The organism is Phenylobacterium sp. (assembly GCF_041916435.1).
In the GTDB taxonomy this organism is placed as follows: Bacteria; Pseudomonadota; Alphaproteobacteria; order Caulobacterales; family Caulobacteraceae; genus Phenylobacterium.
Genome location: NZ_JAYRZM010000003.1, coordinates 85,458 through 99,718, shown reverse-complemented (window position 1 = coordinate 99,718; position 14,261 = coordinate 85,458). Strand labels below are relative to the sequence as shown.

At 70.0% G+C, this 14,261-nt stretch carries 15 protein-coding genes; 7 read left to right on the top strand and 8 right to left on the bottom strand.

Features of this window, described 5'->3' with window-relative positions; translation table 11 throughout:
• The first annotated feature begins 3 nt into the window (after positions 1–3).
• Positions 4–627, top strand: coding sequence for a CDP-diacylglycerol--glycerol-3-phosphate 3-phosphatidyltransferase (gene pgsA, locus ACE3TA_RS08765; RefSeq protein ID WP_374572651.1), 624 nt, complete (start codon positions 4–6; stop codon positions 625–627).
• A 201-nt stretch (positions 628–828) separates the two neighbouring features.
• On the opposite strand, the gene ACE3TA_RS08760 is transcribed toward pgsA, so the two are convergent.
• The 6 genes from ACE3TA_RS08760 to ACE3TA_RS08735 form a co-directional block, all read right to left on the bottom strand.
• Positions 829–1,248: a hypothetical protein gene (locus ACE3TA_RS08760; RefSeq protein WP_374572649.1), complete on the bottom strand. Its 420-nt coding sequence runs from the start codon at positions 1,246–1,248 to the stop codon at positions 829–831.
• 62 nt (positions 1,249–1,310) lie between these two features.
• Positions 1,311–1,787 (bottom strand): HIT family protein, encoded by a 477-nt coding sequence (locus tag ACE3TA_RS08755; protein WP_374572647.1) that lies wholly within the window; start codon positions 1,785–1,787, stop codon positions 1,311–1,313.
• Between the two features lie 60 nt (positions 1,788–1,847).
• Positions 1,848–2,459 carry a glutathione S-transferase family protein gene (locus ACE3TA_RS08750; protein WP_374572645.1) on the bottom strand — a complete coding sequence of 204 codons (612 nt, stop codon included), beginning with the start codon at positions 2,457–2,459 and terminating at the stop codon, positions 1,848–1,850.
• A gap of 285 nt (positions 2,460–2,744) precedes the next feature.
• On the bottom strand, positions 2,745–3,608 hold the full coding sequence (locus ACE3TA_RS08745) for a pirin family protein (RefSeq protein WP_374572643.1): 864 nt from the start codon (positions 3,606–3,608) through the stop codon (positions 2,745–2,747).
• A gap of 67 nt (positions 3,609–3,675) precedes the next feature.
• Positions 3,676–4,566 carry an SDR family oxidoreductase gene (locus ACE3TA_RS08740; protein ID WP_374572641.1) on the bottom strand — a complete coding sequence of 297 codons (891 nt, stop codon included), beginning with the start codon at positions 4,564–4,566 and terminating at the stop codon, positions 3,676–3,678.
• Positions 4,567–4,688: 122 nt separating this feature from the next.
• The gene (locus ACE3TA_RS08735; protein ID WP_374572639.1) at positions 4,689–5,186 is read right to left on the bottom strand and encodes an Lrp/AsnC family transcriptional regulator; all 498 of its coding nucleotides are present in this window, start codon (positions 5,184–5,186) and stop codon (positions 4,689–4,691) included.
• Positions 5,187–5,328: 142 nt separating this feature from the next.
• On the opposite strand from ACE3TA_RS08735, the gene ACE3TA_RS08730 reads away from it, so the two are divergent.
• The 5 genes from ACE3TA_RS08730 to ACE3TA_RS08710 all read left to right on the top strand — a co-directional run bounded on the left by ACE3TA_RS08730 (position 5,329) and on the right by ACE3TA_RS08710 (position 10,530).
• Complete coding sequence (locus tag ACE3TA_RS08730; protein WP_374572637.1) at positions 5,329–8,775, top strand: indolepyruvate ferredoxin oxidoreductase family protein; 3,447 nt, start codon at positions 5,329–5,331, stop codon at positions 8,773–8,775.
• 228 nt (positions 8,776–9,003) lie between these two features.
• Positions 9,004–9,312, top strand: coding sequence for a hypothetical protein (locus ACE3TA_RS08725; protein WP_374572635.1), 309 nt, complete (start codon positions 9,004–9,006; stop codon positions 9,310–9,312).
• Between the two features lie 55 nt (positions 9,313–9,367).
• Entirely contained in the window at positions 9,368–9,691 is a 324-nt protein-coding gene (locus tag ACE3TA_RS08720; RefSeq protein ID WP_374572633.1) for an ArsR/SmtB family transcription factor, read from the top strand.
• Positions 9,688–10,098: an SRPBCC domain-containing protein gene (locus ACE3TA_RS08715; RefSeq protein ID WP_374572631.1), complete on the top strand. Its 411-nt coding sequence runs from the start codon at positions 9,688–9,690 to the stop codon at positions 10,096–10,098. The genes ACE3TA_RS08720 and ACE3TA_RS08715 overlap by 4 nt, the downstream gene beginning before the upstream one ends.
• Positions 10,099–10,125: 27 nt before the next feature.
• A complete protein-coding gene (locus ACE3TA_RS08710) occupies positions 10,126–10,530 on the top strand; it encodes a DUF1801 domain-containing protein (RefSeq protein WP_374572629.1) in 405 nt (134 codons plus the stop codon).
• Between the two features lie 260 nt (positions 10,531–10,790).
• Here ACE3TA_RS08710 and ACE3TA_RS08705 read toward each other — a convergent pair whose 3' ends face one another.
• Positions 10,791–11,969, bottom strand: a complete 1,179-nt coding sequence (locus ACE3TA_RS08705; RefSeq protein ID WP_374572625.1) for a serine hydrolase domain-containing protein — start codon at positions 11,967–11,969, stop codon at positions 10,791–10,793.
• Between the two features lie 101 nt (positions 11,970–12,070).
• Between ACE3TA_RS08705 and ACE3TA_RS08700 the strand changes: the two genes are divergently transcribed.
• Entirely contained in the window at positions 12,071–13,183 is a 1,113-nt protein-coding gene (locus ACE3TA_RS08700; protein ID WP_374572623.1) for an NAD(P)/FAD-dependent oxidoreductase, read from the top strand.
• Here the strand turns inward: ACE3TA_RS08700 and ACE3TA_RS08695 are convergent.
• Entirely contained in the window at positions 13,180–14,091 is a 912-nt protein-coding gene (locus tag ACE3TA_RS08695; RefSeq protein ID WP_374572621.1) for a LysR family transcriptional regulator, read from the bottom strand. The genes ACE3TA_RS08700 and ACE3TA_RS08695 overlap by 4 nt on opposite strands.
• Between the last annotated feature and the right edge of the window lie 170 nt (positions 14,092–14,261).

The window sequence follows — 14,261 nt, the reverse complement described above, 5'->3', positions numbered from 1 at the left end:
CCCATGAAACACCTGCCGAACCTTCTGACCTCCATGCGCCTGATCCTGGCGCTGTTCATGTTCGTGGCCCTGGCCGCGGCGGCGGGCGGCGTGCCGCGGCTGTCGGAGATGCTGACCCCGCAGGCGCAGTTCAGCCTGGAGCGCTGGGCGTTCTGGGCCTTCGTCGTCGCCTCGGTCACCGACTTCTTCGACGGCTGGCTGGCGCGCAAGCTGCACGCCGAGAGCGTGTGGGGCGCGATCCTGGACCCCATCGGCGACAAGGTGCTGGTGTGCGGGGCGGTGCTGGGGCTGCTGGCGCTGGGGCCGCAGCCGATGGTGGTGCTGCCGGCGGGGCTGATCCTGTTCCGCGAATTCACCGTCAGCGCCCTGCGCGAGGTGGGCGCGGGCAAGGGGGTGAAGCTGCCGGTCACCACCCTGGCCAAGTGGAAGACCACCCTGCAGATGACCGCCCTGGGCGCCGAGCTGCTGGTGGCGTCCTGGGGCGCCTTCGACCTCTCCAATGATCCGGGCGTGCAGGGTCCGTTCACGCTCGCCGCGCACGGCCTGTTCTGGCTGGCGGCGATCGTCACCCTGATCACCGGGGCGCAGTACTGGGAGCAGACCCACCGGGCGCTGTCGGAGGATTGAGGGGAACCCCTCGCGGCGGCTGATCCGCGCGGCGGGGGTGAGACGGGTCTCAGTTGGCGCGCCCTGATCCTCCCCCTCTGGGGGGCGAAGCCGACGGAGGGGGACTGCAAGTCGGCGGGCGAGCGGCAAGGAGTCAAAGTCCCCCTCAGTCCCTGCGGGACAGCTCCCCCAGAGGGGGAGCATCCCCAGGCCTGGATCGGCTCATGTCAGGAACACGCCGATCCCGGCGGCGGCGAGGATGGCGAGGAGGACGACGGCGCCGGCCTTGTGCTGGCGGTGGTCGAGGGTCTCGAAGCGGGGCCAGTTCCCGGCCTTGGCCGCCGCGTCGCGGGCGAAGACGAGCTGCACGCAGTAGAGGTTGGCGGCGATGGCGAGGCCGGCGAAGCCGAGCTTGACGGCCAGCGCCGGCGTGAGGGCGGCGGCCAACACCAGGGGCAGGCCCGTGGCCAGCACCAGGGCGATGGCCGGCAGCTCGACCAGGAGGTCGACCCGCGTGTGCAGGGCGGCCAGCACCGTTTCGTAGTCGCGCCCCTTGCCGAGCAGGGCGCGCTCGAACAGGGCCTCGGTGAGGACGCAGCCGAGCCAGACGCCGACAGCGAGGCCATGAACCGTTTGCAGCATGACCTTTTCCTAGCGCGGGGCGCCGCGACGGCGGCGGATGTCCGGGACCGACCCGCGGGGGCTCATGAGGCGAGCCCCGCGTGCGCGGCCATCGTCGCGTACTTCGGCTCGGAGAGGATCTCCGTCACGCGCGCACGCAGCGCCTCGACCTGGGCGGCGTCGAGCGGATTGAGGTGGCCGTCATAGATCGGATGGCCCTTTGGGAAGAGCGCGATGTGCTGGCCGCGCACCTGGTGCACCTGGGTCTTAGCGCGACCCATGAAGTGCAGGTGCATCTTGGCGCCGCCGGGCTCGTCGATCCCCCAGTTGCCCAGGTCCTCGTAGTTCATCCGCTCGATCCCCAGCACGTCGTACATCGCCCGGCCCACGGCCATGGAGATGCGCATGAAGTCGATGGCTTCCTCCGCCGACAGGTCGGAGCGGTCGGTGACCGGCTCGGTCTTGATGAGGATGAGATGGCCGCCGTCGTCCCGGTCGTTCAACGGCCGTTCGGGCGCGAGAACCTGAAACCAGCGGTCCTCGTAGACGACGCGGCTCATCGGTCGATTCCCATTCTTCGTCCCGGCCCGCCCGCGAGGCCCGCGGGCGGAGAGACGTCCTCAGGCCGGAACCTTGGCGCGGGCCTTCATGCGTTCCTGCCAGGCGATGATGTTCTTGTTGTCCGGGTCGAGGGGCTGGCCGACCTGGGCGCCGAACTCCAGGAAACAGTAGAGCAGGATGTCGGCCAGGGTGAAGCGCTCGCCGGCGATCCACTTGCGGCCGGTCATCAGCCCGTCGAGCCAGGCCAGCTTCTCCTTGGCCAGGGCCTTCAGGTCGGCGGCGGCGTGGGGGATGGTGGTCATGCGGCTCTGGAACAGCGGCAGGCCCTCGGCGTAGCGGAAGCCGTTGGCCAGGGGCTCGAGGATGTTCAGGTCGATGCGGCGCACCCACATGCGGGTCTCGGCGCGCTCCTCCGGCGTCTTGCCGATCAGCGGCGGCTCGGGGAACTTCTCGTCGAGATATTCGCAGATGGCGGTGATCTCGCAGACGCAGGAGCCGTCATCCAGCTCCAGGCAGGGAAGCTGGCCGGCCGGGTTCTTGGCCTTGTAGGGCTCCTGGCGGTTTTCGCCGCCCATCAGGTCCACCTGGACCTCGTCGAGCTTGACGCCCTTCTCGGCGAGGAACATGGCGACGACGGCCGGGTTCGGCCCGATGGAGGTGTAGAACTTCATGTCCTGGCCCTTCTTCTCCCTGGCCGGGCGCGCTGAGCCGCCTTCGACCTGTCGCCGCCATTGTGGCGGAGGCGCCGCCACGGCGCCTAGCCGGATTCTTTGGATCTGCAGCGACAGCGGCCGAGATGCTCCCCTCTTGGGGGAGCTGGCCCGCAGGGCCTGAGGGGGACTTCAGCCGGCCCCGCGCGCGCCGATGCTTCGGCGCGGGGAGTCAAAGTCCCCTTCAGTCGCTTCGCGACAGCTCCCCCAAGAGGGGAGCATCTTGAGCGCTTCGCCGGCTTGCCATCAGGGCAGGGGGATGAATTCGTCGTGGTCGGCGTCGGGCAGCTTCATGCGGCCGGCGCGCCAGTCGGCCTTGGCCTGTTCGATGCGCTCCTTGGAGGAGGCGACGAAGTTCCATTCGATGAAGCGCGGGCCCACCGGCTCGCCGCCGAGCAGCATGACGATGGCCGGCGTCACGGCGGTGAACAGCACCGGCTCGCCCGGCTTGAACACCAGCATCTGGCCGGCGTGGTAGGTGCGGCCCTCGACCTCCACCTCGCCCTCGGCGACATAGGCGGCGCGCTCGGGATATTCGGCGGGAAGCTCGGCCCTGGCGCCGGCCTTCAGCGCCCAGTGGACGTAGAACATCGGCGAGTGGGTCTTGACCCGCGCCTCCGCGCCGAACGCCTTGCCGGCGATCAGCCGGGCCCACAGGCCGTCGGGGGATTCGTAGGTGGGCAGGTCGTCCGGGCCGTGGTGGGCGAAGGCCGGGTCGGTCTCCTCGAACGCCTCGGGCAGGGCGACCCAGGCCTGGATGCCGTGCATCAGCCCGCCGTTCTTGCGCATGTCGTCGAAGCGCTCGGAGTGGGTGATGCCGCGCCCGGCGGTCATCCAGTTGACCTCGCCGGGGCGGATGTCCTGCACCGCGCCGACGCTGTCGCGGTGGGTGATCTCGCCGTCGAAGAGATAGGTGACGGTGGACAGGCCGATGTGCGGGTGCGGGCGCACGTCCACCTCGCGGCCGAAGCCGGGCTCGAAGCTCTTGGGGCCCATGTGGTCGAAGAAGATGAAGGGGCCGACCATGCGGTGGCTGGCGAAGGGCAGGACCCGGCCCACTTCGAAGCCCCCCAGATCGCGCCGGCGCTGGTCGATGACGAGGTCGATCATGGTCTGGGCTCCTGCGCTGCGACGGGCGGCAATATAGGCGCGGGCCATGACGAATGTCGCGCGGCCTTCACACCACGTAGTCGCCTCTCAGCCCCTCCAGCAAGCCTGGCCAGGTCGGGGTCCAGCCGAGGCTTTCGCAGGTGGCGGCGGCGGTGGCCGGAATGTCGGCGGCGACGATGAAGCCGATCCAGCCGAAATGCTCGGCGGCGTCCTCGGGGGCGATGCTGCGGGCGGGAACGCCGAGCCGCTCGCCGATCGCCTCGGCGATGGCGCGAATGGGCACGCCCTCCTCGCCGACCGCGTGCAGCCGCTGGCCGGGCTCGGCGCGCTCCAGGCCCAGGCGGAACAGGCGCGCGGCGTCACGGCGGTGCACGGCCGGCCAGCGGTTCGAGCCGTCGCCGACGTAGGCCGAGACGCCCTTCGCGCGGGCCGCCTGGATCATCATCGGCACCAGCCCCTGGCGCTCGCGATCATGGACCGAGGGCGACAGGCGCACGGCCGCCGACCGGACGTTTTCGGCGGCTGCGGCGAGCGCCATCGCCTCCGGCCGGCCGCGGACCGCGGTCCAGCCCTCTAGGTCGGCGGGGTCGGCCTCGGTGGCCGGGCGGCCGAGCGCGCCGGCGGTCATGCCCGAGGCGATGACGAACGGCTTGCCCGTGCCGGCGAGGGCCTCGGTCATGACCGCGACGACCGCCAGTTCGATCTCGCCGGACTTCAGATAGTTCGTGAAGTCATGGTCGTAGGCGCAGTGGATGACGCCGTCGTGGGCGCGGGCGAACTCGGCCAGCCGCTCCGGCTCGGCGACGTCGCCCCTGAGCGCCGTGACGCCCCGCTCGGCGAGCTTGGCCTCGCCCTCGTCGCTGCGGGCCAGACCCGCGACCTCGTGGCCCGCCGCGGTGAGCTCGTCGATGATCGCCGAGCCGATGAAGCCGGTGGCGCCGGTCAGGAACACACGCATGAACTTAAGTCTCCGCTTGCTGCTGGAGACAGGATCGCGCGCGGCCCGGGCCGGTAAAGCCGTGAGCTTATCCCGGTAAAGCGGCTAACAGGCTGGATGGGCGGCGAGCCGGGCTGCGCGCCCTAGCCCTGCGCGCTGACGTAGGGGCTGATGAGGCCCAGGGGGGCGGCGGTGGTGTTTTTCACCGAGCGGATGACGATGCGGCTTTCGATGTTCGAAACCAGGCCCAGGGAGAGAATCTTTTCCCTCAGGAAATCGTCGAAGGCGTGCATGTCGCGGGTGACGATGCGCAGCTCGTAGTCGGCCGAGCCGGTGACCGTGGCGCACTGCACGACCTCGGGCATCTTGGCGATGGCGACCTCGAAGGCGTCGAGGTTTTCGCGGGTCGGCAGGCTGAGCTTGACGGTGCAATAGACCTCAAAGCCAAGGCCCAGAAGGTCCCGGTCGAGGATGGTCACCCGGCGCTGGATGACGCCGGCGTCCTCCAGCCGCTTGATGCGCCGCCAGCAGGGCGAGGACGAAAGTCCCACGCGTTCGGCGATCTCGGCGACCGACAGACCCGCGTCATGCTGGATCAGGTCCAAGATCTTGGCATCTACGGCGTCAAGGGTCTCGGACAAGATTTCCTCCTATTTCCCCTGCAAATTGGTGTCATTCTTGCCCCGAATCGGGTGATTTGGGGCATGCCTTTGGCAAGCAATTGCTGCGATCTTATATGATCTTCCAAGGCTGATAGGGAGCCCAAAAAGGAAAGAATTTGCAATGCGGCATGCGGAGGTGACGCTCGACGACAAGTTTCTGCTCACGGAAGGTCGGGTTTTCATCACCGGCGTGCAGGCTCTGCTGCGGGTTCTGATCGATCAGAACCGCCTCGACAAGGCCGCAGGGCTGAACACCGCCGGTTTCGTCTCCGGCTATCGCGGCTCGCCGCTGGGCGGGCTCGACCAGCAGGCCCATCGCGCCGAGAAACACCTGCGCGCGGCGGAGGTCGTCTTCAAGGAAGGGCTCAACGAGGACCTGGGCGCCACGGCCGTGTGGGGCAGCCAGCAGGCCAACCTGTTCCCCGGCGCGCGCTACGACGGGGTGTTCGGCATGTGGTACGGCAAGGCCCCGGGCGTGGACCGCACCGGCGACGCCTTCAAGCACGCCAACTTCGCCGGCGTCTGGCCCAAGGGCGGGGTGCTGGCGGTGGCCGGCGACGACCACGCCTGCAAGTCCTCGACGCTGCCCTCGCAATCCGAATTCGCCTTCCAGGACTTCGAGATGCCGGTGCTCTCGCCGGCCGACGTGCAGGAGGTGCTGGACTACGGCCTGCTCGGCTACGCCCTGTCGCGGTTCTCCGGGCTGTGGGTCGGGCTGATCGCCCTGGCCGACACCATGGACTCCGGCGTGACCATCGACGTGTCGCTGGACCGCCACCAGTTCACCGCCCCCGCGCACTTCTCCATGCCGGCCGGCGGGCTCGGGATCCGCCTGAAGGACCAGCCGCTGGACAAGGAGCGGCGGCTGCGCACCTTCAAGCTGCCGGCGGCGCTGGCCTTCGCCAAGGCCAACGGGATCGACCGCACGGTGCTGGCCTCGCACCGGCCGCGCCTGGGCATCGTCTGCCAGGGCCAGGCCTACAAGGACGTGATCGAGGCCTTCTCGGCCATGGGCGTGAGCCTGGCCGAAGCCGCCGACATGGGGGTTTCGATCTACAAGGTCGGCATGCCCTGGCCGCTGGAGCCGACGGGGCTGCGCGCCTTCGCCGCCGGGCTCGAGACCCTGATGGTGATCGAGCACAAGCGCCCGCTGATCGAGACCCAGGCCCGCGCGGCGCTCTACGAGCTGCCGGCCCACGCGCGGCCGCAGATCATCGGCAAGGTCGACGAGCACGGCCATCCGCTGCTCTCCGAGCTCGGGTCGCTGTCGGTGGCCGAGGTGGCGCTGGCCATCGCCGACCGGCTGCCGGCCGGGCCGCACATGGAGCGGGTGAACGACTATCTGGCGCGGGTCTCGGCCGCCTCGATGGCTGCGGTGACCCTGGCCGCCGACCAGCAGAGGAAGCCGTTCTTCTGCTCGGGTTGCCCGCACAACACCTCCACCCGCCTGCCCGAGGGCAGCCGGGCGCTGGCCGGCATCGGCTGCCACTACATGGCCAGCTTCAACGATCCCTCGACGGACCTGACCAGCCACATGGGCGGGGAGGGGCTGTCCTGGGTGGGGGCCGCTCCCTTCACCGACGAGAAGCACGTCTTCGTCAACCTGGGCGACGGGACCTACAACCACTCCGGCTCGCTGGCGATCCGCGGCTCGATCGCGGCCGGCTCGAACATCACCTACAAGCTCCTGTTCAACGACGCGGTGGCCATGACCGGCGGCCAGCACGCCGAGAGCGGCTTCACCCCGGCGCAGATCACCCGCCAGCTCGCCGCCGAGGGCGTGGCCAAGACGGTGATCGTGGCCGACGAGGTGGCCCGCTACGAGGGCGTCAGCGACCTGGCGCCGGGCGTGGAGGTGAAGCCGCGCTCCGAGCTGATCGCCGTGCAGAAGGCTCTGCGCGAGACGCCGGGCGTGACGGTGCTGCTGTACGACCAGGTGTGCGCCACCGAAAAGCGCCGGCGGCGCAAGCGCGGGATCATGCCGGCCGCGCCGCGGCGGGTGATGATCAATCCCCTGGTCTGCGAGGGCTGCGGCGACTGCTCGGCGGCCTCGCACTGCGTGTCGGTGGAGCCGCTGGAGACCGAGTTCGGCCGCAAGCGCAAGATCAACCAGTCGACCTGCAACCAGGACTATTCGTGCCTGGAGGGCTTCTGTCCCTCGTTCATCACCCTTGAGGGGGCCGAGAACGCGCACCGCAAGGCGCCGCCGGCGCTGACGGCGGACTCAACGCCTCTGCCGACGTTCGAGCCGCTGGCCGGCGTGCGCAACATCGTCTTCACCGGCGTGGGCGGCACGGGGGTGACGACGGTGGCCTCGATCCTGGCCATGGCCGCCCACGTGGACGGCCGCGCCGCCTCGGTGGTGGACATGACGGGCCTGGCGCAGAAGGGCGGGGCGGTGTTCAGCCACGTGCGCATCGGCGAGACCGAGGAGACGGTGGTCGGCGGGCGCGTGCCGGCGGCCAGCGCCCACGTGCTGATCGCCTGCGACATGCTGGTGGCGGCCGGGGCCGACGCCCTGGCGCTCTACGCCAAGGACCGGACGGTGGCCTGCGGCAACGGCGACTTCTCGCCGACGGCCGACTTCGTCAGCGACCGGGACGCGCGGTTCGACGCCGGCTCGACGGCCCGGCGGATCGCGGCGGCGACCAAGGCCTACGACCAGCTTCCGGCCCAGGAGCTGGCCGAGGCGCGGCTGGGCGACGCCATCTACTCCAACATGATCATGCTGGGCTTCGCCTGGCAGAAGGGGCTGGTGCCGGTCTCCAGCCGCGCGCTCTACCGGGCGATCCGGCTGAACGGAGTGGACGCCGAAGCGAACCTCACGGCCTTCGAGATCGGCCGCCAGGCGGCGCATGATCCGGCGGCGCGCGACGTCGCCCCGCCGGCCGGGCCGACGCCGCAGACCCAGGACCTGGACGAGCTGATCGCCGGGCGCGTGGCCGAGCTGACCGCCTACCAGGACGGCGCCTACGCGGCGCGCTACCGGGCGCTGGTGGACAAGGTGGCGGCCCATCCGGAGGCGTCGGAGGCGCTGATCCGCGCCGTTGCCGTGAACCTCTTCAAGCTGATGGCCTACAAGGACGAGTACGAGGTGGCCCGGCTCTACACCGACGGCCGCTTCGCCGACTATCGCGGCCAGACCTTCAAGGGCGGCAAGGCCAAGGTGTGGCTCTCCCCGCCGCTGCTGGCGCCCAAGGGGCCGGACGGCAAGCCGAGGAAGATCGCCTTCGGCGGCTGGATGCTGGATCTCGCCTTTCCGATGCTGGCCAAGATGAAGGGGCTGCGCGGCGGGCCGTTCGACGTGTTCGGCAGGACGGCCGAGCGGCGCATGGAGCGCCAGCTCGTCGCCGACTACGAGGCGGCGGTCGGCCGGATGCTGGAGGGCCTGACGGCGGCGCGCGAGGACCTGGCGGTGCAGATCGCCGAGGTCCCGCAGTCGATCCGCGGCTTCGGCCACGTCAAGGAGGCCGCGGCCAAGCAGGCCAAGGTGCAGGAAAAGCTCCTGTGGCGGCGCTGGGAGGCGGCGCACGACCCGGCCAAGCCGGAGGCGATGGAGCCGGCGTAGGGCGAGGGCTCAATCGTCGCAGCCCCCTCCACCGCTCCGCGGTCCCCCTCCCCCACTTCGCGGGGGAGGAGATCGAAACTGCGCCGCCGCAAGTTCTCCTCCCCCTCTGGGGGAGGGGGACCCCGAAGGGGTGGAGGGGGCGTCGTTGTTCGGGCGACCGATCCCGGCGCGCTTCACAAGACCGGGCGGGCGGTCCACCTTCGGGTCGGGGTCGCCGGGGATCTTGCGATGCAATTCACCAAGCGGCTGCGGGCGCCGGTCATGCGCGGCGAGGTGACCTGCAGCGTGCGCATCTGGCAGAACCCGCACGTGAAGGCGGGCGGCCGCTACCCCCTGGGGCCGGGCGCGATCCATGTGACCTCGATCCGCCAGATCGGCCTGGAGGACGTCACCCCCGAGCTCGCGCGCCGCTCGGGCTTCGCCGGGGTGGTGGACCTTCTGAAGGTGGCCAAGCACGGGCCCGGCCAGACGGTCTATCTGGTGGAGTTCGAATACGAGGGCCCGCCCGGCGCGCAGGACGATGCGGGGCTTGCCTGACCCATAGCTGATGGGTTATGGATCGAATCCATAGCCAGCGAGTTATGTGTTTGCCATGTCCGTCGCCCAAGACACACTCTTCCGAACCCTCGCCGATCCGACGCGGCGGGCGCTGTTCGAGCGGCTGTGCCGGCAGGGCGAACAGACGGTGGGGACGCTGACGGCCGGGGCCGGGATTTCGCAGCCGGCGGTCTCCAAGCATCTGGCGGCGCTGAAGGCGGCCGGGCTGGTGCAGGGCCGACAGGCGGGCCGGCAGACGCACTATCGCGCCGAGATTTCCGCCCTGGCGCCGCTGGCCGACTGGACGATCGAGATGGCCGGGTTCTGGGAACGCCGGTTCGACCATCTGGAAGACCTGCTGAAGAGGATGGACCAATGAGCCAGACCGCCGCCGCAACCCGCGCCGTCGTCGTCGAACGGCAGATGCCGCACCCGCCGGAGAAGGTCTGGCGCGCGCTGACCCAGTCGCCCCTGATCGGCGAGTGGCTGATGGCCTGCGACTTCAAGCCCGAGCCGGGGCACGACTTCAGCTTCAGCGCCGAGTGGGGCTCGGTGGACTGCAAGGTGCTGAGCGTCGAGCCGCACCGGAGCCTGTCGTACACCTGGGCGGGGATGGGCCTGGAGAGCGTGGTCACCTGGACCCTGACGCCGATGGACGGGGGCACGCGGCTGCGCATGGAGCAGGTGGGCTTCACCGCCGACCAGGAGATGGCCTATCGCGGCGCCACGGCCGGCTGGCCGCGGTTCCTGGACAAGATGGAAGCGGTGCTGGCCGGGCTGGACTGAGGCCGGCGGCCGGGAGGTTCCTGAGGCATGGACAAGAGCGCCACGAGCGAGGGGCCGTCGCCCTCCGAACTGATCGACGGGCGGATCGCCGAACTCGCCGACTGGCGGGGCGAGACGCTGGCGCGGGCGCGCGCCCTGATCCGCGAGGCCGACCCGCAGGTCGTGGAGACCTGGAAGTGGCGGGGCGTGCCGGTGTGGGAGCACGGCGGGATCGTCTGCACCGGCGAGACCTACAAGGCGGTGGTGAAGCTGACCTTCGCCAAGGGCGCCAGGCTGGACGATCCCAAGGGCCTGTTCAATTCGAGCCTGGAGGGCGACACCCGCCGCGCCATCGACATCCGCGAGGGCGAGGCGATCGACGCCGAGGCCCTGAAGGCGCTGGTGCGCGCGGCGGTGGTGCTGAACACCGCCGGCGGACGCGGCAAGCGCTGAGGGCGGCTGAGGGGGTTCAGAACACTCCGCTTCCAACGCAGACATCCCTTCCATCAGGCGTTCTGGCCGGCGCCTTGATGCTCCCCCCCTGGGGGAGCTGTCCCGGAGGGACTGAGGGGGACTGAGAGTCTGCGGCATGAGTCGAAGTCCCCCTCCACCCCTTCGGGGTCCCCCTCCCCCAGAGGGGGAGGAGAAGGCGGCGGCCGGTCCAGCAGGATTCTTCATCCGCCCCCAAAGAGGAGAGGGTGCGAGCCCTCGCGCTACTTCGCCGCCTCGCGGATGGCTTCGGCGAAGGCTTCCTGGGCGGCCCAGAGGGCGTCGTCGTCGGCCGAGGGCCAGGCGGAGTTGATGGCGATGACCAGCTTCTCGTCCGGATAGACGACGATGTTCTGGCCGAAGATGCCGGCGGCCTCGTAGCCGTGGGGGATCAGCCACCAGAAATAGCCGTAGCCGGTGTAGGTGGGATCGCTCGGGAACTTCACGTGCGGGGCGGTGGCGTCGGCGACCCAGCCCTCGGGCAGGATGCGCTTTCCGCCCGCCACGCCGTCCTCCAGCATGAACTGGCCGATGCGGGCGTAGTCGCGCAGGGTCATGGACATGCAGCAGCCGCCGCGCTCGTGGCCGGCGACGTCGTCGACCCAGATGGCGTCCTGTTCCATGCCGAAGGGCGCCCAGAGCTTCTCGGAAGCGTATTGCGACATCGGCTCGCCGACGGCGTCGGAGAGGAGGACGCCGGCCAGGTCGGTCTCGCCGGTCTTGTAGACGAACTTCTGGCCGGCCGGCGCTTCGCGCGGGAGCTTGCGCATGTAGCTGACCACCGGATTGACGCCCGGCTCGAGGATGGACAGGCCCACCTTGGCGACGTCGGAGTTCGGGTCGGTGTAGTCCTCGTTCCACTTCACGCCCGAGGTCATGGTCAGCAGGTCGCGGACGGTGACCTCGTCGTAGGCCGAGCCCTTCATTTCGGGGATATAGGCGCTGACCTTGTCGTCCAGGCTCTTGATGTGGCCGTCCTGGATCGCCGCGCCGATCAGGATGGAGGTGACCGACTTGGCCACCGAGAACGAGGTCCAGCGGTCGGCCGCCGTGCGGCCCAGGCCATAGCGCTCCAAGACGACCTTGCCGTCCTTCAGCACCAGGACGCCGGAGGTGCGCATGGCGGCCATGTAGCTGGCGGTGTCGTAGGCCTGGCCCTTCCAGGTCCACTTCGGGTCGATGGGCTCGCCGGCGGGCAGCTCGCGCACGCGGTCGCCGCGCGCCACCACATGGTAGGGGTTGATCTTCTCCATGTTGCGGTAGCCGAACGCCTGCTGCTCGGGCGTCCACATCAGGATCGCCGCGCCGCCCTGCGGCAGGGGCGGATCGGCCGCCAGGGCCGGCGCGGCGAGACAGGCCGCGGCGAACGCGGCGGCGGCGAGACGTTGAACCGGACGCGACATGGACGAACTCCCTAATTCCCCGACGGCTTTTTCTTTCGGGCGGCGAAGCTAAGCCGGCGCGGGCGGCTTGCATATGCCGCCCGTTGGGCTAGGCGAGGGGCATGGCGGATTTCGATTTCGATGCGGTGGTGGTCGGCGCGGGCGCCGTGGGGCTGGCGTGCGGCTATGCGCTTTCGCGGCGGGGGCTGACGGTCGCGGTGCTGGAGGCCGGGCCGCTGATCGGCGAGGGGGTCTCGGCGCGCAATTCCGAGGTGGTGCACGGCGGGCTCTACTATCCGACCGGCTCGCTCAAGGCCAAGCTGTGCGTGCAGGGGCGGCGGGCGCTCTACGCCTTCTGCGAGGCCCACAAGGTCACCTACGACAAGTGCGGCAAGCTGGTGGTCGCCACCGACGCGGCCGGAGTCGAGCGGCTGGAAGCGATCCTAACGCAGGCCGAGATCAACGACGTGGAGGGCATGGCCCGGCTGACGAAGGGGCAGGCCCAGGCCATGGAGCCGCTGCTCCAGTGCGAAGCGGCGCTGCATTCGCCCGAGAGCGGGATCTTCGACAGCCACAGCTACATGCTGGCGCTGCAGGGCGAGATCGAGGCCGCCGGCGGGGCGGTGGTGGTGGAGACCCCGTTCGAGGGGGCGAGCCCGCTGGAGGCCGGCGGCTTTTCCGTGCGCGCGGGGGGCGCGGAGCCCACCACCCTGACCTGCCGCATGCTGGTGACCGCGCCGGGGCTCTCGGCCCAGGCGGTGGCGGCGACCATCGAGGGCTTTCCCAAGGCGACGATCCCCAAGCTGCACTACGGCAAGGGGGTCTATTTCCGCCTGAGCGGCAAGGCGCCGTTCAGCCGGCTGATCTATCCGCCGCCGATCCACGGGGCGCTCGGCACCCACTATCGCCGCGACCTGGGCGGCCAGGCGGTGTTCGGCCCGGACCTGCAGTTCGTGGACGAGCTGGACTACAGCGTCGATCCGGCGCGGGCGGGAAGCTTCTACGACTATATCCGCAAGTTCTGGCCGGGCCTGCCGGACGGGGCGCTGAACCCCGACTACGCCGGCATCCGCCCCAAGCTGCACGGCCCCGACGAGCCGCAGCCGGACTTCCGCATCGACGGGCCGGCCGCGCACGGGATCGCGGGGCTGGTCACGCTGTTCGGCATTGAGAGCCCGGGCCTGACGTCGTCGCTGGCGATCGGCGAAGAGGTGGCCGGACGGCTGGGGCTCTAGAGGGCGTCGAGCGGGCGGAGCTCGCGGATGAGGTCGATGAGGAGGCGCAGGGCGGTGGGCACCTGGCGGCGGCCGGAATAGTAGGCGTGAAACCCGCCGCCCATCGGCGACCAGTCGCCCAGCACCACCTTGAGGGCGCTGCGTTCGATGTACGGCCGAAGGACCGGCTCGGCCCCGTAGATGACGCCCAGGCCGGCGAGGCCGAAGGCGACCGCCGCATGGCTCTCGTCCACGGTGATCGGGCCGGGCGTCGACACGGCGAGCGCCTCCTCGCCCCGCTCGAACTCCCACTGGTAGAGCTGGTCGTTGCCCAGGCGGATGCGGATGCAGCGGTGGTGCTGAAGGTCCTGGGGGACCGCGGGCGTTCCGAAACGTTCAAGATAGGCGGGTGAAGCCGCGGCCACCCAGCGGATGTCCGGCGAGAGCCGCTGGGCGATCATGTCCTCCGGAACCGTGCCCCCGTAGCGAACGCCCGCGTCGAAGCCGCCGGCGATGACGTCGACCATTCGGTTGCTGACGGCGATATCCACCTCGACCTGCGGATAGCGCTCGATGAAGATCGGCATGACCGGCTCGAGCAGCAGCGGAACCGCGTCTCCCAGGACATTGATCCGCACGCGGCCAGCCGGGGCGTCGCGGAAGCGGTTGAGGTTCTCGGCGGCCTGACCAACCGCCTCGAAGGGGCCTTCGATCGCCGCCAGAAGCTCCTCGCCGGCTGCGGTTACGGTGACGCTTCGCGTGGTTCTGTTCAATAATCGAACGCCAAGGCGCGCCTCGAGCGCGGTGATGGCGTGGCTGAGGGCGGAGGTCGTCACGCCGATCTCCAGCGCGGCTTTACGGAAGCTGCGATGCCTGGCGATCGCCAGGAAATAGACGAAATCGGCGATGTCGGCCCGGCTGAGCTGCATCGCCCCTCCTACCACATTGTTGAGTAGAGATCATCAGTTCGTTGCGCGTGAGGTCGCTTATCCGGCGCCCGGCCGGGACCTAGATTTGCCGCACGTCGTTCGCCGGACGCGCCGCGATCGATCGATTTGGGAGCCGGTCGTCATGATCAAGCCCGCAATCGTGGCCGCCG

Coding starts and splice junctions, on each gene's coding strand:
- pgsA (WP_374572651.1), top strand. CDS start 4: ATGAAACACCTGCCGAACCTTCTGACCTCCATGCGCCTGATCCTGGCG.
- ACE3TA_RS08715 (WP_374572631.1), top strand. CDS start 9,688: ATGAGCCAGACCGCCGCCGCAACCCGCGCCGTCGTCGTCGAACGGCAG.
- ACE3TA_RS08755 (WP_374572647.1), bottom strand. CDS start 1,787: ATGAGCCGCGTCGTCTACGAGGACCGCTGGTTTCAGGTTCTCGCGCCC.
- ACE3TA_RS08700 (WP_374572623.1), top strand. CDS start 12,071: ATGGCGGATTTCGATTTCGATGCGGTGGTGGTCGGCGCGGGCGCCGTG.
- ACE3TA_RS08705 (WP_374572625.1), bottom strand. CDS start 11,969: ATGTCGCGTCCGGTTCAACGTCTCGCCGCCGCCGCGTTCGCCGCGGCC.
- ACE3TA_RS08745 (WP_374572643.1), bottom strand. CDS start 3,608: ATGATCGACCTCGTCATCGACCAGCGCCGGCGCGATCTGGGGGGCTTC.
- ACE3TA_RS08750 (WP_374572645.1), bottom strand. CDS start 2,459: ATGAAGTTCTACACCTCCATCGGGCCGAACCCGGCCGTCGTCGCCATG.
- ACE3TA_RS08725 (WP_374572635.1), top strand. CDS start 9,004: ATGCAATTCACCAAGCGGCTGCGGGCGCCGGTCATGCGCGGCGAGGTG.
- ACE3TA_RS08760 (WP_374572649.1), bottom strand. CDS start 1,248: ATGCTGCAAACGGTTCATGGCCTCGCTGTCGGCGTCTGGCTCGGCTGC.
- ACE3TA_RS08695 (WP_374572621.1), bottom strand. CDS start 14,091: ATGCAGCTCAGCCGGGCCGACATCGCCGATTTCGTCTATTTCCTGGCG.
- ACE3TA_RS08740 (WP_374572641.1), bottom strand. CDS start 4,566: ATGCGTGTGTTCCTGACCGGCGCCACCGGCTTCATCGGCTCGGCGATC.
- ACE3TA_RS08710 (WP_374572629.1), top strand. CDS start 10,126: ATGGACAAGAGCGCCACGAGCGAGGGGCCGTCGCCCTCCGAACTGATC.
- ACE3TA_RS08720 (WP_374572633.1), top strand. CDS start 9,368: ATGTCCGTCGCCCAAGACACACTCTTCCGAACCCTCGCCGATCCGACG.
- ACE3TA_RS08730 (WP_374572637.1), top strand. CDS start 5,329: ATGCGGCATGCGGAGGTGACGCTCGACGACAAGTTTCTGCTCACGGAA.